Raw genomic sequence first — 21,499 nt, 5'->3', positions numbered from 1 at the left:
GTTCAGGCGCGAAAGCGGATAAGCGCCAGCGCCGCAACCCTGTCGCTGCGCGCTTTTGAGCTTCTCGGGACTTGCGTCGAGTCGATCCGTTCTCAGGCGTCCGCCCCATCCGCCTGCGCGGGAGGCGAATACATCGGCATGAGAACCCGGAAAGTAGTGCGCCGCATCGCGGACTCACATTCGATCACGCCGCCGTGGTCCCCGATAATCTTCGCAACCAATGCAAGACCAAGGCCACTTCCGCTAGCCTTGGTCGTGATGAAGGGATCGAACAGGTAAGGCATGACGTCCGCCGGCACGCCCTGGCCATTGTCCCGGACGCAGCATTCGAGCGGCAGGCTGACGGGGGCTTTCTCGCCCGGGATCTGCATGCGCACGCCGGGGCGGAACGCCGTCGAAAGCTCGATATCGCCGTCCTTTCCAACCTCGATGGCCTCGGCCGCGTTCTTGACGAGGTTGAGGAACAGCTGCACGAGCTGATCCCTGTTGCCGAAAACAAGCGGCAGCGAGGGATCGTAATTTTCGTGAAAGCGGATGTGCCGCGCGAAGCCCGCCTGCGCCACTTTCTTCACATGGTCGAGGATCGCGTGGATATTGACGCTTTCGCGTTCGATGGGCCGTCCATCCGAGAAGGCGCTCATGCGATCGACAAGTTTGACGATCCGGTCGGTCTCTTCGCAGATCAGGCGGGTCAGCGCCCTGTCGGAATCATTGGCCTCGGTCTCAAGCAGTTGCGCCGCGCCTCTGATGCCCGACAGCGGGTTCTTGATTTCATGCGCGAGCATCGACGCCATGGCGGCGACGGAGCGCGCGCCGCCCCGATGCGTCAGTTGGCGCTCCATTTTTTCGGTGACCGAGCGCTCCTGCAGCATGACGACGACGCCGTCCTGGCTTTCCGGCAGCGGCGCGACGAAAATGTCGACGAGCAGTTCGGCGCCGCCGCGCGCCAGCGTCAGATCGATCCGGTAGCTGTTGAAGGCGGCTCCGCTTTCATTGACCTGTTGAACGAATTGCAGCAGCGGCGAGCCGCACGCTACCAGCTGGTTCAGGCGATGCTGCCGCATCGCCTCTCGGCTCATCGCGAAGAAGGTTTCGGCAGCGACATTGGCGTCGGTGACGGCTCCATCGGGGGCGACAGCCAGCACCGGATGCGGCAAGGCGTCAAGCATCCTGGCCGGATCGAGCGCCGTTGGGCGCGCCGCGGCCTCATGGGAACGAGGAGCCAATAGCACCGCCATCATGCCGCCTCCGCGCGTAAGGGAAAATCGAATATCTCGCCCAGAATGGATCGCACCGTTTCGGGATCGTTCGCGGTCACCAGCCTTGCGCGCAGAGCATCCGCGGCGGGCGATCCGGACCGCTCGGCATAGGCTGCAAGATGTTTTCGGGCGTGACGCATTCCCTGTTCGCGCCCGAACAGCCGCAGCACGCCCTCGTAATGTTCCTGCGCCGCTTCGCTTTTTTCCGCTGGCGACGGCTCCGCGCCGGCCACGCCCGTGGCGAGGCGTTCGGCGATCATGCCGACGAGCCAGGGCTGGCCGATCGCCGCACGTCCGATCATCACCGCATCGGCGCCGGACACATCCATCATGCGCGCCGCGTCGGCGAGGCTGGCGCAATCGCCATTGGCGACGACTGGAACCGAGACCGCCTCCTTGACGGCGCGGATCGCGCGCCAGTCTGCCTTGCCATTATAGAATTGACTGCGCGTACGGCCGTGAACCGTCAGCATGGCGATCCCCTCAGCTTCGGCGAGACGGCCGAGTTCAGCCGCATTGATCGAGGCTTCGTCCCAGCCAAGGCGCATCTTGAGCGTCACGGGAATGTCGACCGCGCGAACGGTGGCGCGGATCAGATCCAGCGCGAGCGGCAGATCGCGCATCAGATGCGAGCCGGAATAGCCGTTGATCACTTTCTTCGCGGGACAGCCCATATTGATGTCAAGGATTGCGGCGCCGGAGTCGGCGGCGATACGCGCGGCGCGAGCCATTGACTGTGGGTCGCAGCCGGCGATTTGCACGACATGAGGATCAACGCCGCGCCCTTCCGCCTTCAGCCGGTTCTCGGCGTCGCCTTTCGCGTAGGCTTCCGCCGCCACCATCTCGGTAAAAACAAGCGATGCGCCAAAGCGTTGGGCGATGCGACGCATCGCAATGTCTGTCACACCGGACATCGGAGCGAGAAAAGCGCATCCGGAAACGGCGACAGATCCAATTCGCAATATAGCGCCTCTCCCAGTCGTGCCTAATTTATCAGCAGTAGCGCTCATGCCTATATCATAGTCATTTTGTGCAGCGCGGCAATCCTCTTTTTTGAACCTTTCGCAACAGTTTGGCTCGCATTTGACGCCGCTTGCGAAACGCGAGAGGAACAGCCGCACGAAATCTGGACCGTCGATGAAATTTCCCGCCCTTCCGCCTGCCAAGATTGCCATCGTCGTCGTCGCGGCCGGGCGCGGGTCGCGCGCCGGCGACGGAGCGCCAAAGCAATATCGGCAGGTAGCCGGCCTTACCGTCCTCGCCCGCAGCCTCAATGCGCTGGGCCGCGCCGCGCCGGACGCGATCATCGCGCCTGTCATCCATGCCGACGATCTCGATCTTTATAGCGAGGCGATCGCCGGTCTCGATCCGGCGGCGCGAAGCCAGTTGATGGCGCCCATCTTCGGCGGCGCGAGCCGGCAGGACAGCGTGCGCGCCGGGCTGGAGGCGCTTGCCGTCGATCCAATAATGTGTCCGAATATCGTTCTAATTCATGATGCTGCACGTATTTTTGCAACTGATGCATTAATTGTTCGCGCGATCGAGGCAGCAAAAGAATATGGCGCCGCGATCCCCGGAATTGCGGTCACCGATACGATCAAGGAAATTGATGGTGAGGCCTGCATCGCAGCCACCCCGCCGCGCGCGCGTCTGCGGGCCGTGCAGACGCCGCAGGCGTTCGATTTCAGCCTGATCCTCGACGCGCACCGGAAAGCCGCCGCGGCAGGAGCCGCCGATCTGACCGATGACGCGGCCATCGCCGAATGGGCCGGGCATCGCGTTTTTGTCTTCAAGGGGGACGCCAACAATATGAAGATTACGAGCGCCGAGGATCTCGCCGCCGCCGAAGGCAGGCTCATTCGCGATCTCGCCGACATTCGAATGGGACAAGGCTATGACGTCCACGCCTTCGGCGCCGGCGACCATATCTGGCTTGGCGGCGTTAAGATTTCGCATGATCATGGACTTGTCGGTCATTCTGACGCCGACGTTTTAAGCCACGCGGTCACTGACGCCCTGCTCGGGGCTCTCGCCGACGGCGACATCGGGAGTCATTTTCCGCCCTCCGATCCACAATGGCGCGGCGCCGCCTCGAAGATCTTCCTCGCGGCAGCGGCGGCGCGGGTGCGCGCGCGCGGCGGAATGATCGCCCATATCGACGCGACCGTGGTGTGCGAACGGCCGAAGATCGGGCCGCATCGGGACGCCATTCGCGCCGGCCTTGCCGCGATCGTCGGTATTTCCCTCGACCGCGTCGCGGTGAAGGCGACGACCAGCGAGCGTCTGGGTTTCACGGGACGCGAGGAAGGCGTCGCGGCCCTTGCCGTCGCCACCGTGCGTTTGCCGCTCTGATGTTTGCCGACGCCCTGCTCGCCCGCGCCACCGGCCTCATCGCGCTCTATCGGGAAAGCCGCCTCACCTTCGCCAGCGCCGAATCTTGTACGGGCGGCCTGATCGGGGCGCTTGTCACGGCGGTTCCGGGCTCCTCCGACGTTTATGAGCGCGGCTTCGTCACCTATTCCAATGCGGCGAAGGTGGAAAGCCTCGGCGTCGAGGCTGCGTTGATCGAGCGCGTCGGCGCGGTCAGCGCGGAAGTCGCCACCGCTATGGCGGCGGGCGTTCTGACGCATTCGCCGGCCGACGTCGCGGTATCGGTCACGGGAATCGCTGGGCCCGGCGGCGGCTCGCCTGCAAAGCCGGTGGGGCTGGTTTTTTTTGGCTGCGCCCGTCGCGGCGCCGAGCCAAGGATCCTGGAGCGACGCTTCGGCGATCTTGGCCGCGATGGAATCCGCATGGCCGCTGTCGCCGTCGCGCTTGACCTTCTGGAGGCGGCTGCGCGTTAAAGCGCTATGTCAAGGACGCGCCGTAAACATAGTCGGCGCGCTGTTCAAAGGCTTCGGCAAATTTACGGAACGCCTTGTCGAACACGCCGCCCATCAAGAGCCCGAGCGCCGGACTGCGGAACTCATAGGCGATCTCGAATTCAATGACCGAAGCGCCGGGTCTCTCGTCTCGAAACGACCACCGATTCTCGAGCCGCCGGAACGGGCCGTCGACATAAGAGACCATGATCTGAAGGGCTTGCGGATCGCAGGCCACGCGACTCGTAAACGTTTCGCGGAGCGCCTTATAGCCGACCGTCATCTGTGCGACTTTCGTCACGACGCCCGCATCTTCCGTCTTCCGGCGGAGCTTCAGGTCGAGGCACAAGGGCACGAATTGAGGATAGGCTTCGACATCCGCCACGAGATCGAACATTTCCCTCGCGCTATGGCGAACTTTTCGGGTGGTGCGGAAAGACGGCATGTCTCTTCATGACTGGAAGCGCTGGGCAGGCTGAACAGCCGGCGCCAATCGAGGTCGGATCGCATTTGGCGCCGCCCAACCTGATTGCAGGATTTAGCTATTGCCTCGCTCCGGCGCAAGCGCCTGGCGCTTCGCCTGAAGCTTGGCGAAGTCCTCGCCGGCATGATGCGAGGAGCGCGTCAGCGGCGAGGAAGACATCAAAAGAAATCCCTTGGCGCGGCCGAGCTCCGCATAGGAATTGAACTCGTCCGGAGTCACGAAACGCGCAACTGCATGGTGTTTTTTGGTCGGCTGCAAATATTGGCCGATCGTCATGAAATCAACGTCGGCGCTGCGCAGATCATCCATCAGCTGCAGCACTTCATGACGTTCTTCGCCAAGGCCGAGCATGATCCCCGATTTCGTAAACAGTGTCGGATCGAGCTCCTTGACCCGCTGCAACAGCCGGAGCGAATGGAAATAGCGCGCGCCGGGCCGCACGCCGAGATATTTTCCGGCGACCGTCTCAAGATTATGATTGAAGACGTCGGGCTTGGCGGCGACGACGATTTCGAGCGCGCCGGGTTTGCGCAGAAAGTCAGGGGTCAGCACTTCAATTGTCGTTTTCGGGCTGAGGCTGCGGATCGCCACGATCACCTCGGCGAAATGGCGCGCGCCGCCATCGGAAAGATCGTCGCGGTCGACCGAAGTGATGACGACATGGGACAGACCGAGCTTGGCGACGGCGTCGGCGACCCGCTGCGGTTCATTGCGATCCAGCGCGCGCGGCAGTCCCGTCTTCACATTGCAGAAGGCGCAGGCCCTTGTGCAGGTGTCGCCCATGATCATGAAGGTCGCGTGCTTCTTCGCCCAGCATTCACCGATATTGGGGCAGCCGGCCTCCTCGCAGACGGTGACGAGCTTATGCTCCTTGACGATCTTGTTGGTCGCCGACCATTCCGGCGAGCCCGGCGCTCTGACCCTGATCCAGTCGGGCTTGCGCAGCGTCGGCTGATCCGGCCGGTGCGCTTTTTCAGGATGGCGCGTCTCTGCCGGCTTTGCGTCGAGCGGCTTCGTGTCGAGGAGGTCGGAGTCCGAGGCCATAAGTCTTCCTGCCCTGCCCGCGCCGGCTGGCGGAGCGTTTCGCTGTGATGTCAATATGGGCGGATCGCGGGCGACTGTCCAACCCCGCGGCCTATTACGTATGGATCACGCGGCCATAGGCGTCGAGCACGCTCTCATGCATGGTTTCCGACAGCGTCGGATGCGGGAACACCGTGTTGATCAGCTCTTCCTCCGTTGTCTCGCAATTCATGGCGACAACGAACCCCTGGATCAGCTCGGTGACTTCCGCCCCGACAAGATGGGCGCCGAGCAGCTTGCCGGTCTTGGCGTCGAAGATCGTCTTGACGAGGCCGTCTGGCTCGCCGAGCGCAATCGCCTTGCCGTTGCCGATGAAGGGAAAGCGCCCGACCTTGAGCGCGAAACCGGCTTCTTTGGCTTTGGCTTCCGTGAGGCCAACCGACGCGATTTGCGGATTGCAATAGGTGCAGCCCGGAATCATGAGCTTGTCCATGGCGTGCGGATGCTTGCCGGCGATGGATTCGACGCAGATGACGCCTTCATGCTCGGCCTTATGCGCCAGCATCGGCGGCCCGGCGACGTCGCCGATGGCGTAGATTCCGGCGACGTTTGTGCGGCCGTAATCGTCGATCTTAATCGTGCCGCGATCGACGGCGACGCCCAGCGCCTCAAGGCCGAGATTTTCGACATTGCCAACGACGCCGACGGCCGAGATCACGCGTTCGGCTTTTAGCGTCTGCACCGCCCCCTTGGCGTCCTCGATCGTCGCGGTGACGCCGTCGCCGCTCTTCTCGAGTTTCGTCACCTTGGTCGAGGTTAGAAGCTTCATGCCCTGTTTTTCGAATCGCTTGCGAGCGAGCGTGGCGATCTCCGCGTCCTCGACGGGAAGGATCTGCGGCAACACTTCGACGACGGTCACTTCGGCGCCGAGCGTGCGATAGAAAGAGGCGAACTCAATTCCGATCGCGCCCGACCCCATGACAATGAGGCTTTTGGGGAAGGCGTCGGGCTTCATCGCCTCGAAATAGGTCCAGATCAGCTTGCCGTCGGGCTCAAGCCCCGGCAGCGCGCGGGGCCGCGCGCCCGTCGCGATGATGATGTTTTTGGCGCGATAGACGCCCTCGGCCAAAACGCCCTTCGGGATTGGGTTTTGCGGCTGAACAATGTTTTTTTTGGTTGCGGCGACGGTAACTTCGCCGACCTTCGTGATCGTCGCCTCGCCCCAGATGACGTCGATCTTGTTCTTCTTCAGCAGGAAGCCGACGCCGGCGTTGAGCTGCGCCGAGATCGCGCGCGAGCGCTTGACGACGGCTCCGACGTCCGCCTCGGCCTTGCCGCCGGCCTTCAGCCCGTAATCCTTGGCGTGGTCAATGTAGTGGAATATCTCTGCCGAACGCAGCAGCGCCTTGGTCGGGATGCAGCCCCAGTTGAGGCAGATGCCGCCGAGATGCTCGCGCTCCACGACGGCCGTCCGGAGGCCGAGCTGGGCGGCGCGGATGGCGGCGACGTAGCCGCCAGGCCCGCCGCCGATGATCAGAACGTCATAGGGGTCAGCCATGAGGATCTCGCAAAAGAAATGATTTCAAACGAGCATCGACATCGGATGCTCGATCAGGGATTTGAAAGCGTCAATCAGTTCGGCGCCGAGCGCGCCGTCGACCGCGCGGTGGTCAGTCGAAAGCGTGACGCTCATCAGGGTCGCGACCGCGGGCTCGCCGTCCTTGACGATGATGCGCTTCTCGCCCGCCCCGACCGCGAGGATCGAGGACTGCGGCGGGTTGATGATCGCATTGAAATTCTTGATGCCGAACATGCCGAGGTTCGACACCGAAGAGGAGCCGCCCTGATATTCCTCCGGCTTCAATTTCCGCGCCTTGGCTCTGGCGGCGTAATCCTTCATCTCATTCGAAATGGCGGATAGCGACTTTGTGTCGGCCGAACGAATCACAGGCGTGATGAGGCCGCCGGGAATAGAGACCGCCACGCCGACATCGGCGTGTTTGTGCTTCAGCATGGCCGCTTCGGTCCAGGTCACATTGGCTTCCGGCACGCGGATCAACGCCAGCGCAAGCGCCTTGATGACGAAATCATTGACCGAGATTTTGTAAGACGGCTTGCCGTCCTTGTCGCGTGCGGCCTGCGCATTGACCGTTTCGCGCAGCGCGAGCAGAGCGTCGAGGTTGCAGTCGACCGACAGATAAAAATGCGGGATCGTCTGGCTCGCCTCGACGAGGCGCCTTGCGATCGTCTTGCGCATCGAATCATGCGGCGCTTCATCATAGGAGCCGGGCGCGTAGAATTTGCGGATGGTTTCATCCGAGGCCGGCGCTGGAGCTGGCGACGGCGCAACCGGCGACGGCGCGGCAGGCGCCGCCGGCGCCTTGGCGATTTGTGGCCTTGGCTGCGCCAGCGCCGCCTTGACGTCGCGTTCGACAATGCGGCCATGCGGGCCGGAGCCGGCGACGCCGGAGAGATCGAGCCCCGACTCCTTGGCGATTCGACGCGCGAGCGGCGAGGCGAACAGGCGCGGGCCGGCCTGCCCGTTCAGGGCGGCGGGCGCCTGGGCTGGCGTGGCCGCTTGTGGCGCGGATGGTGCGGGGGTGGACGCCGGCCCCTCAGGCGCGGGTTTGGCGGCGGCGGGCGCCGCGGCAGCCGAGACGTCCTCGCCATCGGCGGCAATGACGCCGATCACATCGTTCACGGGGACGTCGGCGGTGCCGTCCGGGACGACAATCCTGGCGAGGACTCCTTCGTCCACGGCCTCGACTTCCATCGTCGCCTTGTCGGTCTCGATTTCAGCGATCACGTCGCCGGATTTGATCTTGTCGCCTTCCTTTTTCAACCATCGGCTGAGATTGCCTTTTTCCATGGTCGGCGAAAGGGCGGGCATGAGAATGTTGACGGGCATGGGAGGCTCTTGATCTCGAGCTGAACGCCGGCTTCGATCAGATCAGGTCTGGCGGACGGCGTCCCTTGCGGGAAAAGGACTGCGGGGCCGGGACGGAAAATCAGACGTACAGGGCGGCTTTCGCCGCGGCGACAACTTCGCCGACGTTCGGAAGCGCGAGCTTTTCGAGATTGGCGGCATAGGGCATCGGCACATTCTTGCCCGTGACGCGCGCCACCGGCGCGTCGAGATAATCAAAGGCGTGCTCCATTAGAATGGAGGCGATCTCCGCGCCGACGCCGCTCTGCGGCCAGCCTTCCTCGACGGTGACGCAGCGGCCGGTCCGTTTTACCGAATCGATGATGAGTTCGGCATCCATCGGACGGATGGTGCGCAGGTCAATGACCTCGGCTTCGATCCCGTCCTTGGCGAGCTCTTCGGCGGCCTTCAGGGCATAGACCATGCCGATGCTGAAGGAGACGATCGTCACATCCTTGCCCGGACGCGCGATGCGGCCCTTGCCAATCGGCACGAGGAAGTCATCGATCTTCGGCACGTCGAAGCTTTGCCCGTAGAGAATTTCGTTTTCGAGGAAGATCACCGGATTGGCGTCGCGGATGGCGCTCTTCAAAAGGCCTTTGGCGTCGGCGGCGCTATAGGGCGCGACAACATAGAGGCCCGGAACATGGGAGAACCAGGCGGTGTAATCCTGACTGTGCTGCGCGGCCACGCGCGCGGCGGCGCCGTTCGGGCCGCGAAACACGATCGGACAGCCCATCTGGCCGCCCGACATATAAAGCGTCTTGGCGGCCGAGTTGATGATCTGATCCATCGCTTGCATGGCGAAGTTGAAGGTCATGAATTCGACGATCGGCCGCAGCCCGGCCATCGCCGCGCCGACTGCAAGGCCCGCGAATCCATGTTCGGTAATCGGCGTATCGACAACGCGGCGATCGCTGAATTCCTGCAGCAGACCTTGCGTGATCTTATAGGCGCCCTGATATTCGGCGACTTCCTCGCCCATGACGAAGACGCTTTCGTCGCGGCGCATTTCCTCGGCCATGGCGTCGCGGAGCGCCTCGCGCACGGTCGTTGAGACCATTTCGGTCCCTTCGGGAAATTCCGGCGCACGCGAGATCGCAGGCGCAGCCGCGGCCGCGGGTTGAGGCGTCGCGGGCTTTGCCGCCTGCGGCTCGGCGCCCGCTCCGTTCGACGCGGGCGCGGCCGCCGGCGCGGCATCCGGAACGCTCGCCTTCGTGGCGTCCTCACCTTCGCCAGCGAGAATGGCGATTGGCGTGTTGACGGCGACATTGTCGGAGCCCGCCGGGATCAGGATTTTGGCAAGCGTGCCTTCGTCGACGGCTTCAACCTCCATCGTCGCCTTATCGGTTTCGATTTCGGCGAGAACGTCCCCGGAGCGGATGGAATCGCCCTCTTTCTTCAGCCATTTTGCGAGCTTGCCTTGCTCCATCGTCGGCGAAAGCGCGGGCATCAGAATGTTGGTCGCCATCGGAATTTCCTGAACCTTTCTCGCCCGCTTGCCGCGGGCCTTGCGAAAGCGTCTTATTTCAGAATGTCGGTCCAAAGCTCGGCCGGATCGGGCTCGGGGTCGTGAGAGGCGAAGTCGACTGCTTCGGCGATGATCGCGCGGATCTCGGCGTCGATCGCCTTAAGCTCGTCCTCGGAGACATTGTGGTCCCGCAGCAGGCGCGCCCTGACCTGCTCGATAGGATCATGCTCCTCGCGCATTTTCTGCACTTCTTCCTTGGAGCGGTATTTGGCCGGGTCCGACATCGAGTGGCCCCGGTAGCGATAGGTTTGCATCTCGAGGATGATCGGGCCGTTGCCGTTGACGCACCAGTCGCGGGCGCGTTCGATGGCCGCCTTGACCGCGCGGACATCCATGCCGTCAACCTGTTCGCCGGGAATATTGAAGCTCTGGCCGCGCTTGGAAAAATCGCTCATCGCCGATGAGCGCTTGACCGAGGTGCCCATCGCGTAGCGGTTGTTCTCGACGATGAAAATGACCGGCAGTTTCCAGAGCTCCGCCATATTGAAGCTCTCGTAGACCTGTCCCTGATTGGCCGCGCCATCGCCGAAATATGTGTAGGAAACATTTCCGTTGGAGCGGTACCGGTTGGCGAAAGCGAGGCCCGTTCCGAGCGGCACCTGGGCGCCGACAATGCCATGGCCGCCGTAGAAATGCTTCTCCTTGGAGAACATGTGCATCGAGCCGCCCTTGCCTTTCGACAAGCCGCCCCGTCGTCCGGTCAACTCGGCCATGACCCCCTTGGGATCCATGCCGCATGCGATCATATGGCCATGATCGCGGTAGCTGGTGATGGTTTGATCGCCCGGCTTTGCCGACATCATCACGCCGACGACGACGGCCTCCTGTCCGATGTAAAGATGGCAAAATCCGCCGATGAGGCCCATGCCGTAGAGCTGGCCCGCCTTCTCCTCGAAACGCCGGATCAGCAGCATCTCGCGATAGGCCTTGAATTCCTGCTCTTTGCTGAATACTGGCGGGGCCGGCGGCGATTCAGTCCCTTTCCGGGATCGTGTTTCGGTGCGGACGGAGCTTGATGCGTCGGCCATCGCGTACCCTTCCTGGATTGGCGTCTCGGCGTTTCCGGCAGGCAAGCTAGCGCAGCTTGACGCCGAAAGCGAGCGGAGCGCGCCAAATGATTTTAATCAATTTATGAGGCTGGCGTAGCGCTCCCCGGCCCGGACGGCAAGCGGAGAACAATAGTGCTTTCCGGCTAGAGACCCTGGCGGGGCAGGCTACTGCGCGGGCGGCAGCAGGACGACAAGATCGTTCTTGTCGGCACGGCCGATCAGCGCCCGGGTTTCCTCGTCGAGGAGGTCGCGGTCGACGATGGCGCCATTGATGAGTGCGATCCGGCGGCGCCAAAGAGCGCTCTCCGTCCGCAGGCCGTCGATCTCATTCTGGAGCCCGGCGATCTTGATCTGATATTCGTCGTTGGTCTTGAGTCCGCGCTCTCCGTTCAGGGCGTGCCAGACGAAATAGCCGCCCGCGGCGCCCGAGACGCAATAAAGCAGAAGCGGAAAAAGAATGGCGCGAAGTCGTCTGCGGATAACCATGCCGAACAGTCGCCGACCAAGGTTAGCGAATGATTAACGCCATGCTTCCAGCGCAAAGGTTCCAAAGCCAAGGCTCAGCAGCGTTAGGGGAAGACCGACCTTGAAATAATCGAGAAAGGAGATGGCGACGCCCGACCGCTTCGCACGCTCCGCGACGATAAGATTGGCGATCGAGCCGACAAGCGTCAGATTGCCGGCGAGCGTCGAACTCATCGCTACGATGAGCCAGGCTTGATTGGCGTCCGGCAGCGCCTCGACAATGGGCTTTAGGACCAGCACCGCGGGAACGTTGCTGATGAGATTGGAGAGTGCGGCGGCGACGCCGGACAGGATCCAGCCATTGTCGAGGCGAAGCCCCGCGAGGGCCGCCAAGGTCGCTGGCGTCAACATGACTTTTTCAGCGCCCGACACGACGATGAACAGCCCGGCGAACATCAAGAGAAGCGAGCCGTCGAGTTCGGCGTAGATCTTTCTCGGGTTGACGGCGCGTGAGACGAGGAGCAGCGATCCGCCGATGATCGCCGCCTTGGCCACCGGCGCGCCGGTAAAAAATCCGGCGATCACGCAGGCGGTGATCAGCGACGCCTTGACCATCTGCCAGCGATGCAGGGGCGTCCTGGCCGGCGCTTCGGCGTCAGCGAATTTCGTCGAAAACTCAGCGCGATGCAGCAGCGCGATGAGGCTGAACGTCAGAAGCAGCGCCACGAGCGCGGTCGGCGCGAGTTTCAAGGCGAATTGCGCATAGGGAATATGCGAGGCGACGCCGATCATCATATTCTGCGGATTGCCGGTAAAGGTCGCGACGCTGCCGGAATTTGAGGCCATCGCGACGGCCAGCAAATAGGGAACGGGATTGCGGCACAGCTTGCGCGTCGCTTCAAGGACCAGCGGCGTCAGGGCGAGGCAGACCGCGTCATTGACGAGGAATGCCGACAGACATCCCGTCACCAGGACGAGGGCGGCGAGCAGCGTCAGCGGACCATGCGCTCGCTTCAACACGAACCTGCCCGCGAAATCAAAGAAACCCGAAATCCTCAGCTGCGCCACGATGATCATCATGCCGAGAAGCAATGTGATCGTGTCGAGGTCGACCGCCTTGAGCGAGTCCTCGAAACTTTGCGGGCCGACGAGAAGCATCATCGCCGCGCCGACAAGCGCGATGCCGGCGCGGTCCATCCGCAGGCCGGGCGCGCCGCCGACGGCGACGCCAGCCAGCGTCGCCAGGAAGATCGCGATCGCTGCGATCGCCCGCCAGTCGATCGCGCGCCAGTCGACGCCGGCAAGGCTCATCGCGCGACGGCTACGGAAGGAATTTGCGCCGCTTTCCGGCGATCGGAATGAAGCGTTTCCGGCATGGCGAAGAGGTAAAGGAGAAAGCCGCCGGCGGCTATCACGCCGAGGACGAGAAACGCCGCCGAATAGCCGGCGTGGACGACGATCAATCCGGCCAGGGTCGTGCTGAGCGCCGCGCCGATCCCCTGTGCTGTGATAACGGCGCCCTGAGCCAGGTTGAAATGGCCCGTGCCGCGCGTCAGATCCGCGACAATGATCACAAAAAGCGCCCCATAGAGCCCGGCGCCTACCCCATCGAGCGTCTGTACGGCGACAAGCCAATAGGGATCATCGGAGAGCGTGTAGAGAAAGCCACGCAGCGGCAGAATGGCGAAGGCGGCCAGAAAAAGCGGCTTGCGGCCCCAGACATCGGCCTTGAAACCGACCAGCGCCGCCATCGGCGTCATGACGATTTGCGCGGCGACGATGCAGGCCGATAGGAGGGCCGTGCCCTGATTCTTATCCTGCAGAGCGAGTTTCTGTCCGACCAAGGGCAGCATGGCGGCATTGGCGAGATGGAACATCACGCAACAAATGCAGAATATCAAAAGGCCTTTACAGGAGAGCAGAGCCTTGAGGGCAGACGGTTTCTCGCCTGAAGCTTCGGCGCCGTCGATCAGCCCCCTTGCCACATCATGGTCAATTGCCTTGGCGTCCACGGTAAGTACGCTTGCGATCGAAAGCAGGGCCATCACGGCCATCAGGTAGAACACCACCATCGGCCCCCAACGCCAGGCGCAAAGGCCGGCCACCGCGGCCAGCGCCGCATTGCCGGCATGATTGAACGATTCATTGCGGCCAACCCGGCGCGTAAAATTCTTCGGTCCGACGAGACCGAGCGTGATCGCCGCGATCGCCGGCGCAAAAAACACCGCAGCGGCCCCGGCCGCCGCCTGCGAGGCGGCGACGAGCGCAAATGACGACATGAAGGGAAGCAGGATCGAGGCGCCGGTCACCACCAGAGCGGCGACGATGATGATCCCGCGCTTGGCGCGGCTGGCGTCGGTCAGCGCGCCCGCCGGCGTTTGCGCGACGATGCCCGCAAGACCGGCCACGGTCATCACAAGACCGATCTTGTCCTCGGCCCAGTGTCGTTCGGTGAGGAGATAGATGGCGAGATAGGGCCCAAGCCCATCGCGGACGTCGGCCAGGAAGAAATTCAGGGCGTCGAGCGTATATCGTGTGCGCATGGGACCGCCAGAACCGTTAGCTTGACGCTCTAAGTCCTAAGGACCGCGCGGGTTCCGGCTTAAAATTTCCAGCCGCCGCCAATGACGAAGCGGCGGCTGGAGGAATCGTTTGCCTGGTATTACGCGAGCGCCTTAAGCGCCTTCAATCCGGCGTAGCGCGCCTGCGAGCCGAGTTCTTCCTCGATGCGAATCAGCTGGTTGTATTTCGCGGTGCGGTCCGAACGGGCGAGCGAGCCGGTCTTGATCTGCCCGCAATTGGTGGCGACGGCGAGGTCGGCGATGGTTGAATCCTCCGTTTCGCCCGAGCGGTGCGACATAACCGCGGTGTAGCCGGCCCGCTGCGCCATATCGACGGCGGCCAGCGTTTCGGTGAGCGTCCCGATCTGATTGACTTTGACGAGGATCGAATTGGCGATCCCCTTCTTGATGCCTTCCTCGAGCCGCGTGACATTGGTGACGAACAGATCGTCGCCAACGAGCTGCACCTTGGAGCCGATCATTTCCGTGACCGCCTTCCAGCCAGCCCAGTCATCCTCCGACATGCCGTCCTCGATGCTTGCGATCGGATAGGAGGCGCTCAGCTTTGCGAGATAATTCGCCTGTTCCTGCGGCGAGCGGGTGACGCCCTCGCCGGAATAGACATAGGCGCCGTCCCTGAAGAACTCCGTCGAGGCGCAGTCAAGGCCGAGGAACATATCGACGCCGGGCTTGAATCCGGCGGCTTCGATCGCCTGCACGCAGAAATCGAGCGCCGCCTCGGCCGAAGGCAGATTGGGGGCGAAGCCGCCCTCGTCGCCGACATTGGTGTTGTGCCCCGCCTTCTTCAGCGAGCTTTTAAGCAGCTGAAAAACCTCGGAGCCCCAGCGGACGGCTTCCGCGATCGAAGGGGCGCCGACCGGCAGTATCATGAATTCCTGGAAATCGATCGGATTGTCGGCATGCACGCCGCCATTGATGATGTTCATCATCGGCACCGGCAGCACATGGGCCTGAACGCCGCCGACATAGCGGTAGAGCGGCAGCGCCGAAGCGTCGGCGGCCGCCTTGGCGACGGCGAGCGATACGCCCAGAATGGCGTTCGCCCCCAATTTGCTCTTGTTCGGCGTGCCGTCGAGCGAGATCATGATCTCGTCGATCCGGCTCTGATCTTCGGCTTCAAGACCGCTGAGCGCCTCGAAAATATCCCGGTTGACGCTTTCGACAGCCTTGAGGACCCCCTTGCCGCCATAACGCGACTTGTCACCGTCACGCAATTCGACAGCCTCATGCGCGCCCGTCGAGGCGCCCGACGGCACGGCGGCGCGGCCATGCGAGCCATCCTCCAGTGTAACGTCAACCTCGACGGTCGGATTGCCGCGGCTGTCCAGAATTTCTCTCGCGACAATATCGATGATCGCAGTCATGACGGCTCCTTGGGCATGTTCGGTTTTGGGGATTGAGCTGGGCGTGATGTCAGGCGTGATTTTGGACGGTCGATTTACGGACTGGTCCGATTTTGCAAAGGGTTTTACGACGAAGCTTCGCTGGACGAAAGGGCTGGGCCTCGACCCCGCGGGTGGATTTTTTTAAGCACAGGCGGGAAAAACATTGGCGCGACGGAGTGGCGGGGCCGTACATCTTCCAACGGGACGCGCGCCAATTGGAGCGAAAGGCCATTGATCGAGACGGCCGCCTCGCCGAACGGCTCGCGAAAAACTTGCCGTGCGCAAAGCCTTTGTTCAAGGTTCTTCTTCTAGCATGGGGACTCCTCGCGTACGGCTTGGCGCGCAGTTGGGATCGAGCAGAAGATGGCGGCGCACAGAACAGCCTTTGCGATAGCTCTTTTGTGCGCGTCCTGTTGCGCCGCGGTCGCCGCATCGACTCCCGAGAACGCCCCTGCGCCAACGCCGCTGCCGCTCGCGCGCCCGGCCGGTCTTGGCGCAGGCGGGCCGGATGGTGATGGTAAAGGCCAGGCTCGAGAATCCGCCGGGCAAAACGCAGCTAACCCCGAGGTCGCCGGACCGCGGCAGAAATTTCGCGCGCTGCTGCGTCGCGAGGCGGAGAAGACGGGTCTGCCGTCCGACATCGCCGACGCCGTGATCGCGATTGAAAGCGGATATGATCCGGGCGCGATGGGCAGCGTCGGCGAGATCGGCCTGATGCAGGTGCGGCCGGAAACCGCCGCCATGCTCGGCTTTCGCGGCGACGGCGCGGAACTCGCGCAGCCGGAAGTCAATATCCGTTATGGCGTCGCCTATCTTGCCGAAGCCTGGCGCCTCGCCGGCGGCGACCTCTGCCGGGCCCTGATGAAATATCGCGCGGGCCATGGCGAGGAGCAGATGTCGGCGCTTTCGGTCATCTATTGCGGCCGCGCGCGCGCCCATCTGGCCGCCATCGGCTCGCCCTTTGCCGCTGGGGCCTCGGTTCCGATGATCGTCGATCCGGCCGGGCCGCGCATGCGAAGCGCCATGCGGCGCGCGCCGCGGATCCGGACCGAGGCGGTCAGCCGGGCGTTCTGGGCGGCGCATGAGGCCAGAATCGCCGCGATCACCCGCCGCATCGAGGCGAAATGGCGCAAAGTGGCCTCGCGCTGAGCGCTCCGGGGGCTTCGGGTCTCTTTGCAAAATGCTCCGGGCGGGCGCCTGCTATCGTGTCAAACCGCGCAGCACCAATCGGAATACCGCGTCGAAATTCAGCGACTCCTCGGTACGGAGCCATTCGTCCGCGTGCAGCGGATGGTGGAATTGAACCGTCGCATGCAAAATCGCCCGCGCCGCGCCGCCAGGATCGATGGCGGCGAAAGCGCCTTGCTTCGCGCCGTCGTCGAGGATTTTGGCGATATGCGTCGCGCGCCGCTCCATCTCGGCGGCGACAATTGATCGATTTGCGCGCGAGAGGCCGGCGTAGGCCTGAAACAGGTCCGAATCATTTTGCGCCTTGGCCGTTTGCGAGGCGATCAGCACATCGAACCAGCGCCGCAGCCGCTCGGGAGCCGGGCCGCTCTCCGCCGCAATGACGGCGAGTGGGCCACCGAGTCGCTCAAGCCAACGCGCCACCACAGCGTCGATCAACTCCGCCTTGCCGTCGAAATGCCGGTAGAGCGCGCCGTGGCTGACATTCAGCGCGCGGGCGACGTCCGTAACGCTCGTCTTGGTCGGCCCGAACCGGCGCAGCGCGGCTTCTGTCGCATCGAGGATCGCATCGGGCGTGAGCGGCTTTTCGTTCATCGGATGCGGCTCCCGCGATTTGATATCGCTCTATATGAATCGCGATAACAGATGTCAATAGTTGTTATCATGATTCTCAAGAGTCGATTTCGTTCGGCGGCGCAGAATTGGGCTTGAAAGCACACAGCGGTTCGCGAGATCAGAAGGGGGCAACCGGGATGGGTTTCGCCGCCCTTCCCTTCTCAAAGAGGCCATATGGTAAAAATTCACGATGGCGCGAGCCAACTCGGCGCAAGCATCGCCCTGCCGCGCTCGCCGGAGGAGGCGACGCTCGAACGGGTGGCGAATCCGCATGAGGACGCGCTTTATCTCGCCCGCTTTACCGCACCCGAATTCACATCGCTCTGCCCGGTCACGGGACAGCCCGACTTCGCGCTCCTTGTCATCGACTATGCGCCGGACAAATGGATCGTCGAATCAAAGTCGCTGAAGCTTTATCTGGGCTCCTTCCGCAACGAAGGCGCGTTCCACGAGGACTGCACAGTGCGGATTGGCAAGGATCTCGTCGCCGTGCTGACGCCGCGCTGGCTGCGCATCGGCGGCTATTGGTATCCGCGCGGCGGCATGCCGATCGACGTATTCTGGTCGACGGGAGCGCCGCCCCCTGGCCTGTGGCTGCCGGACCAGGGCGTGCCGCCGTATCGCGGCCGCGGCTGACGCGTTTTACGGCGCGAGATTGCCGCTCGTCTGATGTACGGCATTGATCCTGTCTTCGACCTCGGGCGGAATCGTCACCTTGGTCGAGCCGATATCGATCTTCAGCTGCTCCATCGTCGTCGCGCCGATGATGGTTGACGTCACGAATGGGCGTGAGGTCACGAAGGCCAGCGCCATTTGCGCCGGGTCGAGGCCGAATTCCCTTGCGATCACTAGATATTTGCCGATGGCTTCTTCGACGCCGGGCTTTTCACAGCGCTGCGCGCGGCCAAACAAGGTCGTTCGCGCCCCCGGCGGTCGCGCGCCGCCCTGATATTTGCCGCTAAGATAGCCTTGCAGCAATGGCGAATAGGCAAGCAGGCCGACCTGTTCGCGCATGGCGATTTCAGCAAGGTCGATCTCAAACGTCCGGTTCAGCAGATTATAGGCGTTTTGAATTGAGACGACGCGGGGGCCCTTGCCGGCTTCCGCCGCGGCGACAAAGCGCATGGTTCCCCAGGCGGTTTCATTGGAGACGCCAAAATGGCGGATCTTGCCGGCCTTCACGAGTTCACTGAGAATTTCGACGGTCTCGGGAATTGGATTTTCGGGCCTCTTGGCGGGCTGGCGGAACGTCGTCGAGCGGTCCGCGAACAGCTGCACCGGCCGATCGGGCCAATGCAGCTGGTACAGGTCGATATAGTCGGTCTGGAGCCGCCGCAGCGATTGATCGACGGCGTAAAAGATGTTCTTGCGATTAAGCTCCGTCGGCTTCCCGAACAGCCTGTAGGGTTTCACGCCGCCGCGCAGCCAATTGGCCTGGCCGCGGCCCGAGACCTTGGTCGCGAGGATGATTTTGTCACGATTGTTGCGGGCCTTGAACCAGCTGCCGATGAACTGCTCGGTCGACCCTTGGGTCTCGGGGTTCGGCGGAATGGGATACATCTCGGCGGCGTCGAAGAAGTTGACCCCCTGCTCCAGCGCATAATCCATCTGCGCATGGGCGTCGGCTTCGGTGTTCTGCTGGCCCCAGGTCATGGTGCCAAGGCAGATCGCCGGCACATTGAGATTGGTGCGGCCGAGCTGACGCAACTCCATGACGACCTCCGTTAGAGCCTTTTCATAATTCATGGAATCGTGAAAAGGCTCTATCTCTTTGTTTCAACGCATTTTCTTATCGCAAAAGTCTGCAACTTTTGCCGAAAATGCTCTAGGAGCTGATTTGCTCGAAGGAGCTGGATCGTCTTTGCCGTCCTGCTGGATCAGACGAGCCGCGATTGTTCGAGCGCCGCCGCAATAAAGCTTGCAAAGAGGGGATGCGGCTCGAACGGGCGCGATTTCAGCTCCGGATGGAATTGCACGCCGATGAACCAGGGATGATCCTGAAGTTCGATAGTCTCGGGAAGCAGACCGTCGGGAGACAGGCCCGCGAAGATGAGGCCGTTTTCGGCCAGTCTCTCGCGATAGGCGGTGTTCACCTCATAGCGATGGCGGTGGCGCTCGGAGATCTCGGTCGCGCCATAGATCGCAGCAATTCTTGAATGCGGCGCGAGACTCGCGCGATAGGCCCCCAGCCGCATCGTCCCGCCAAGATCGCTCTCCGCGGCGCGGATGTGCAATTCATTGCCGCGCATCCATTCGGTCATCAGGCCGACGACCGGCTCCTTCGTCGGACCGAATTCGGTTGAATTCGCTTCCTTGACGTCAGCGAGCGAGCGCGCCGCCTCGATCACCGCCATCTGCATGCCGAAGCAGATGCCGAAATAGGGCACCTTGCGCTCACGGGCGAAGCGTGCCGCGAGAATCTTGCCCTCAGCGCCGCGCTGGCCGAAACCGCCGGGAACGAGAATGCCATGCACATGGTCGAGGTAGACGGCAGGATCGTCGCTCTCGAACACTTCGGACTCGATCCAGTCGATCCGGACATTGATCCGGTTCGCCATGCCGCCATGGGCAAGCGCCTCGATCAGCGACTTATAGGCGTCCTTGAGGCCGGTATATTTGCCGACGATGGCGATCGTCACCTCCCCTTCGGGGTTGTGGACGCGCTCCATCACCGCATTCCAGCGGCTCATGTCCGGCTTTGGCGCCGGCTCGATGCCAAACGCGGCCAGAACCTCCTGATCGAGGCCGGCGGCGTGATAGGCGCGCGGCACGTCATAGATCGATTCGACGTCACGCGCCTCGATCACGGCGCTTTCACGCACGTTGCAGAAAAGCCCGAGCTTGCGCCGCTCTTCGCGCGGAATGGTGCGGTCCGTGCGGCAGAGGAGAATGTGCGGCTGGATGCCGATCGATCGCAATTCCTTCACCGAATGCTGCGTCGGCTTGGTCTTGAGTTCGCCGGCGCTCGGGATGAAGGGCAGCAAGGTCAAATGGATATAGATCGCATGCGATCTTGGCAGGTCATTGCCGAGCTGGCGGATCGCCTCGAAGAACGGCAAGCCCTCTATGTCGCCGACCGTGCCGCCGATCTCGACCAGCACGAAATCTACGCCGTCCGTTCCTGAAAGGACGAAATCCTTGATCGCATTGGTGACATGCGGGATCACTTGCACCGTCGCGCCGAGATAGTCGCCGCGGCGCTCCTTGGCGATGATCTCCTGATAGATCCGCCCAGTCGTGATATTGTCGTCGCGCAGCGCCGGGCGGCCGGTGAAGCGCTCGTAATGACCGAGGTCGAGGTCGGTCTCCGCCCCGTCGTCGGTGACGAAAACCTCGCCATGCTGATAGGGACTCATCGTCCCCGGATCGATGTTGAGATAGGGATCGAGCTTGCGCAGGCGGACGGTATAGCCGCGGGCCTGAAGCAATGCGCCGAGCGCCGCCGAAGCCAAGCCTTTGCCGAGCGAGGAGACCACGCCGCCGGTGATGAAAATGTACCGCGCCATGGGCTTTGAGCTCTATCCGAGTTTCGCCGCAAGAGGAAGCCTATTCCGCTCCCTCCTCGGATCGTCCACAGTGAAGATCTTTCCGGCAGCGCCCGGGCGCGGCGGGTTTGGCTGCTCAGACGACGAGGCTGACCGTCAACGCGGCGGCGCAGCCGGGGGAGCGGACTGGCGCTGATCTTCGAGTTGCTTCAGCTGATCGAGCAGGCCGCCGCCTGTGGCCGGAGCCGCCGGCGCATTTGGCGAGGCTTCCGGGATATGCTGCAGAATCGACGCAGGCCCCTGCGTATATTTGGCGAGCGCCGTCAGCCCAAGGCTCGTTGCGAAGAAAAGGGCGGCGAGAATCGCCGTCGCCCGGGTCAGCACATTGGCCTGTCCGCGGCCGGTCATGAAGCCGCCGCCGCCCCCAACGCCGAGCGCGCCGCCTTCCGACCGCTGCAGCAGCACCGTCACGACCAGCGCCACGACGATCATAAGGTGGATGACGATCAGCACCGTCTGCATCGAAACTCTCTTCCCTGATTACGCCTCAAGGGTCGTTGACCCCGATTTCGGTCTTTAGGATTAAGGAATGCCAGCAGCGCCGCCTGCGTTCCGCAGCGGCGCTGGATTTGCCGGGTTCTACAAC

General features: G+C 62.8%; 20 protein-coding genes. 4 read left to right on the top strand and 16 right to left on the bottom strand.

The features are described from left to right. Nucleotides 1–92 precede the first annotated feature (92 nt). Together CR492_RS16650 and dusB are read right to left on the bottom strand one after the other, a co-directional pair. On the bottom strand, nucleotides 93–1,238 hold the full coding sequence (locus CR492_RS16650; RefSeq protein WP_102844857.1) for a two-component system sensor histidine kinase NtrB: 1,146 nt from the start codon (nucleotides 1,236–1,238) through the stop codon (nucleotides 93–95). Continuing rightward, a complete protein-coding gene (dusB, locus tag CR492_RS16645) occupies nucleotides 1,238–2,221 on the bottom strand; it encodes a tRNA dihydrouridine synthase DusB (protein ID WP_102844856.1) in 984 nt (327 codons plus the stop codon). Before dusB ends, CR492_RS16650 begins: the two co-directional genes overlap by 1 nt. Nucleotides 2,222–2,396: 175 nt before the next feature. Between dusB and CR492_RS16640 the strand changes: the two genes are divergently transcribed. Beyond that, entirely contained in the window at nucleotides 2,397–3,611 is a 1,215-nt protein-coding gene (locus CR492_RS16640; RefSeq protein WP_102844879.1) for a bifunctional 2-C-methyl-D-erythritol 4-phosphate cytidylyltransferase/2-C-methyl-D-erythritol 2,4-cyclodiphosphate synthase, read from the top strand. Further along, nucleotides 3,611–4,102 carry a CinA family protein gene (locus CR492_RS16635; RefSeq protein ID WP_102844855.1) on the top strand — a complete coding sequence of 164 codons (492 nt, stop codon included), beginning with the start codon at nucleotides 3,611–3,613 and terminating at the stop codon, nucleotides 4,100–4,102. Before CR492_RS16640 ends, CR492_RS16635 begins: the two co-directional genes overlap by 1 nt. Nucleotides 4,103–4,106: 4 nt before the next feature. Here the strand turns inward: CR492_RS16635 and CR492_RS16630 are convergent, their stop codons facing one another. The 10 genes from CR492_RS16630 to eno form a co-directional block, all read right to left on the bottom strand. Further along, the gene (locus tag CR492_RS16630) at nucleotides 4,107–4,565 is read right to left on the bottom strand and encodes a type II toxin-antitoxin system RatA family toxin (protein ID WP_102844854.1); all 459 of its coding nucleotides are present in this window, start codon (nucleotides 4,563–4,565) and stop codon (nucleotides 4,107–4,109) included. Nucleotides 4,566–4,658: 93 nt separating this feature from the next. After that, entirely contained in the window at nucleotides 4,659–5,648 is a 990-nt protein-coding gene (lipA, locus tag CR492_RS16625) for a lipoyl synthase (RefSeq protein ID WP_102844853.1), read from the bottom strand. A 94-nt stretch (nucleotides 5,649–5,742) separates the two neighbouring features. Further along, nucleotides 5,743–7,185, bottom strand: coding sequence for a dihydrolipoyl dehydrogenase (gene lpdA, locus CR492_RS16620; protein ID WP_102844852.1), 1,443 nt, complete (start codon nucleotides 7,183–7,185; stop codon nucleotides 5,743–5,745). Between the two features lie 24 nt (nucleotides 7,186–7,209). Next, on the bottom strand, nucleotides 7,210–8,535 hold the full coding sequence (locus CR492_RS16615) for a pyruvate dehydrogenase complex dihydrolipoamide acetyltransferase (protein WP_102844851.1): 1,326 nt from the start codon (nucleotides 8,533–8,535) through the stop codon (nucleotides 7,210–7,212). Between the two features lie 100 nt (nucleotides 8,536–8,635). Further along, complete coding sequence (locus CR492_RS16610; RefSeq protein WP_102844850.1) at nucleotides 8,636–10,024, bottom strand: pyruvate dehydrogenase complex E1 component subunit beta; 1,389 nt, start codon at nucleotides 10,022–10,024, stop codon at nucleotides 8,636–8,638. A 53-nt stretch (nucleotides 10,025–10,077) separates the two neighbouring features. Further along, nucleotides 10,078–11,112, bottom strand: a complete 1,035-nt coding sequence (gene pdhA / locus CR492_RS16605; protein WP_102844849.1) for a pyruvate dehydrogenase (acetyl-transferring) E1 component subunit alpha — start codon at nucleotides 11,110–11,112, stop codon at nucleotides 10,078–10,080. Between the two features lie 186 nt (nucleotides 11,113–11,298). Further along, complete coding sequence (locus CR492_RS16600; protein ID WP_102844848.1) at nucleotides 11,299–11,619, bottom strand: FtsB family cell division protein; 321 nt, start codon at nucleotides 11,617–11,619, stop codon at nucleotides 11,299–11,301. Between the two features lie 33 nt (nucleotides 11,620–11,652). Next, nucleotides 11,653–12,909 (bottom strand): anion transporter, encoded by a 1,257-nt coding sequence (locus CR492_RS16595; protein WP_102844847.1) that lies wholly within the window; start codon nucleotides 12,907–12,909, stop codon nucleotides 11,653–11,655. Next, nucleotides 12,906–14,141, bottom strand: a complete 1,236-nt coding sequence (locus tag CR492_RS16590) for an MFS transporter (protein ID WP_102844846.1) — start codon at nucleotides 14,139–14,141, stop codon at nucleotides 12,906–12,908. Before CR492_RS16590 ends, CR492_RS16595 begins: the two co-directional genes overlap by 4 nt. A gap of 119 nt (nucleotides 14,142–14,260) precedes the next feature. Continuing rightward, the gene (eno, locus tag CR492_RS16585; RefSeq protein WP_102844845.1) at nucleotides 14,261–15,544 is read right to left on the bottom strand and encodes a phosphopyruvate hydratase; all 1,284 of its coding nucleotides are present in this window, start codon (nucleotides 15,542–15,544) and stop codon (nucleotides 14,261–14,263) included. A gap of 384 nt (nucleotides 15,545–15,928) precedes the next feature. Here eno and CR492_RS16580 point away from each other — a divergent pair, with 384 nt between their 5' ends. Next, nucleotides 15,929–16,714, top strand: coding sequence for a lytic transglycosylase domain-containing protein (locus tag CR492_RS16580; protein WP_102844844.1), 786 nt, complete (start codon nucleotides 15,929–15,931; stop codon nucleotides 16,712–16,714). A 51-nt stretch (nucleotides 16,715–16,765) separates the two neighbouring features. Here the strand turns inward: CR492_RS16580 and CR492_RS16575 are convergent, their stop codons facing one another. Beyond that, nucleotides 16,766–17,347, bottom strand: a complete 582-nt coding sequence (locus tag CR492_RS16575) for a TetR/AcrR family transcriptional regulator (protein ID WP_102844843.1) — start codon at nucleotides 17,345–17,347, stop codon at nucleotides 16,766–16,768. A gap of 195 nt (nucleotides 17,348–17,542) precedes the next feature. On the opposite strand from CR492_RS16575, the gene queF reads away from it, so the two are divergent. Continuing rightward, a complete protein-coding gene (gene queF / locus CR492_RS16570) occupies nucleotides 17,543–18,004 on the top strand; it encodes a preQ(1) synthase (protein ID WP_102844842.1) in 462 nt (153 codons plus the stop codon). Nucleotides 18,005–18,010: 6 nt separating this feature from the next. Here the strand turns inward: queF and CR492_RS16565 are convergent, their stop codons facing one another. The 3 genes from CR492_RS16565 to secG all read right to left on the bottom strand — a co-directional run bounded on the left by CR492_RS16565 (nucleotide 18,011) and on the right by secG (nucleotide 21,375). After that, nucleotides 18,011–19,081: an aldo/keto reductase gene (locus CR492_RS16565; RefSeq protein ID WP_102844878.1), complete on the bottom strand. Its 1,071-nt coding sequence runs from the start codon at nucleotides 19,079–19,081 to the stop codon at nucleotides 18,011–18,013. A gap of 164 nt (nucleotides 19,082–19,245) precedes the next feature. Continuing rightward, nucleotides 19,246–20,874 carry a CTP synthase gene (locus tag CR492_RS16560; protein ID WP_102844841.1) on the bottom strand — a complete coding sequence of 543 codons (1,629 nt, stop codon included), beginning with the start codon at nucleotides 20,872–20,874 and terminating at the stop codon, nucleotides 19,246–19,248. Nucleotides 20,875–21,009: 135 nt separating this feature from the next. Next, nucleotides 21,010–21,375: a preprotein translocase subunit SecG gene (gene secG / locus CR492_RS16555; protein ID WP_102844840.1), complete on the bottom strand. Its 366-nt coding sequence runs from the start codon at nucleotides 21,373–21,375 to the stop codon at nucleotides 21,010–21,012. Nucleotides 21,376–21,499: the final 124 nt, after the last annotated feature.

The organism is Methylocella silvestris (assembly GCF_002891535.1).
Classification (GTDB): domain Bacteria; phylum Pseudomonadota; class Alphaproteobacteria; order Rhizobiales; family Beijerinckiaceae; genus Methylocapsa; species Methylocapsa silvestris_A.
This window is presented reverse-complemented; position numbering and strand designations above follow the sequence as displayed.

What these genes read in the sequence shown, in the direction of transcription:
- CR492_RS16650 (WP_102844857.1), bottom strand. Translation starts at nt 1,238, where the DNA reads ATGGCGGTGCTATTGGCTCCTCGTTCCCATGAGGCCGCGGCGCGCCCA.
- CR492_RS16640 (WP_102844879.1), top strand. Translation starts at nt 2,397, where the DNA reads ATGAAATTTCCCGCCCTTCCGCCTGCCAAGATTGCCATCGTCGTCGTC.
- CR492_RS16635 (WP_102844855.1), top strand. Translation starts at nt 3,611, where the DNA reads ATGTTTGCCGACGCCCTGCTCGCCCGCGCCACCGGCCTCATCGCGCTC.
- CR492_RS16630 (WP_102844854.1), bottom strand. Translation starts at nt 4,565, where the DNA reads ATGCCGTCTTTCCGCACCACCCGAAAAGTTCGCCATAGCGCGAGGGAA.
- lipA (WP_102844853.1), bottom strand. Translation starts at nt 5,648, where the DNA reads ATGGCCTCGGACTCCGACCTCCTCGACACGAAGCCGCTCGACGCAAAG.
- lpdA (WP_102844852.1), bottom strand. Translation starts at nt 7,185, where the DNA reads ATGGCTGACCCCTATGACGTTCTGATCATCGGCGGCGGGCCTGGCGGC.
- CR492_RS16615 (WP_102844851.1), bottom strand. Translation starts at nt 8,535, where the DNA reads ATGCCCGTCAACATTCTCATGCCCGCCCTTTCGCCGACCATGGAAAAA.
- CR492_RS16610 (WP_102844850.1), bottom strand. Translation starts at nt 10,024, where the DNA reads ATGGCGACCAACATTCTGATGCCCGCGCTTTCGCCGACGATGGAGCAA.
- pdhA (WP_102844849.1), bottom strand. Translation starts at nt 11,112, where the DNA reads ATGGCCGACGCATCAAGCTCCGTCCGCACCGAAACACGATCCCGGAAA.
- CR492_RS16600 (WP_102844848.1), bottom strand. Translation starts at nt 11,619, where the DNA reads ATGGTTATCCGCAGACGACTTCGCGCCATTCTTTTTCCGCTTCTGCTT.
- CR492_RS16595 (WP_102844847.1), bottom strand. Translation starts at nt 12,909, where the DNA reads ATGAGCCTTGCCGGCGTCGACTGGCGCGCGATCGACTGGCGGGCGATC.
- CR492_RS16590 (WP_102844846.1), bottom strand. Translation starts at nt 14,141, where the DNA reads ATGCGCACACGATATACGCTCGACGCCCTGAATTTCTTCCTGGCCGAC.
- eno (WP_102844845.1), bottom strand. Translation starts at nt 15,544, where the DNA reads ATGACTGCGATCATCGATATTGTCGCGAGAGAAATTCTGGACAGCCGC.
- CR492_RS16580 (WP_102844844.1), top strand. Translation starts at nt 15,929, where the DNA reads ATGGCGGCGCACAGAACAGCCTTTGCGATAGCTCTTTTGTGCGCGTCC.
- CR492_RS16575 (WP_102844843.1), bottom strand. Translation starts at nt 17,347, where the DNA reads ATGAACGAAAAGCCGCTCACGCCCGATGCGATCCTCGATGCGACAGAA.
- queF (WP_102844842.1), top strand. Translation starts at nt 17,543, where the DNA reads ATGGTAAAAATTCACGATGGCGCGAGCCAACTCGGCGCAAGCATCGCC.
- CR492_RS16565 (WP_102844878.1), bottom strand. Translation starts at nt 19,081, where the DNA reads ATGGAGTTGCGTCAGCTCGGCCGCACCAATCTCAATGTGCCGGCGATC.
- CR492_RS16560 (WP_102844841.1), bottom strand. Translation starts at nt 20,874, where the DNA reads ATGGCGCGGTACATTTTCATCACCGGCGGCGTGGTCTCCTCGCTCGGC.
- secG (WP_102844840.1), bottom strand. Translation starts at nt 21,375, where the DNA reads ATGCAGACGGTGCTGATCGTCATCCACCTTATGATCGTCGTGGCGCTG.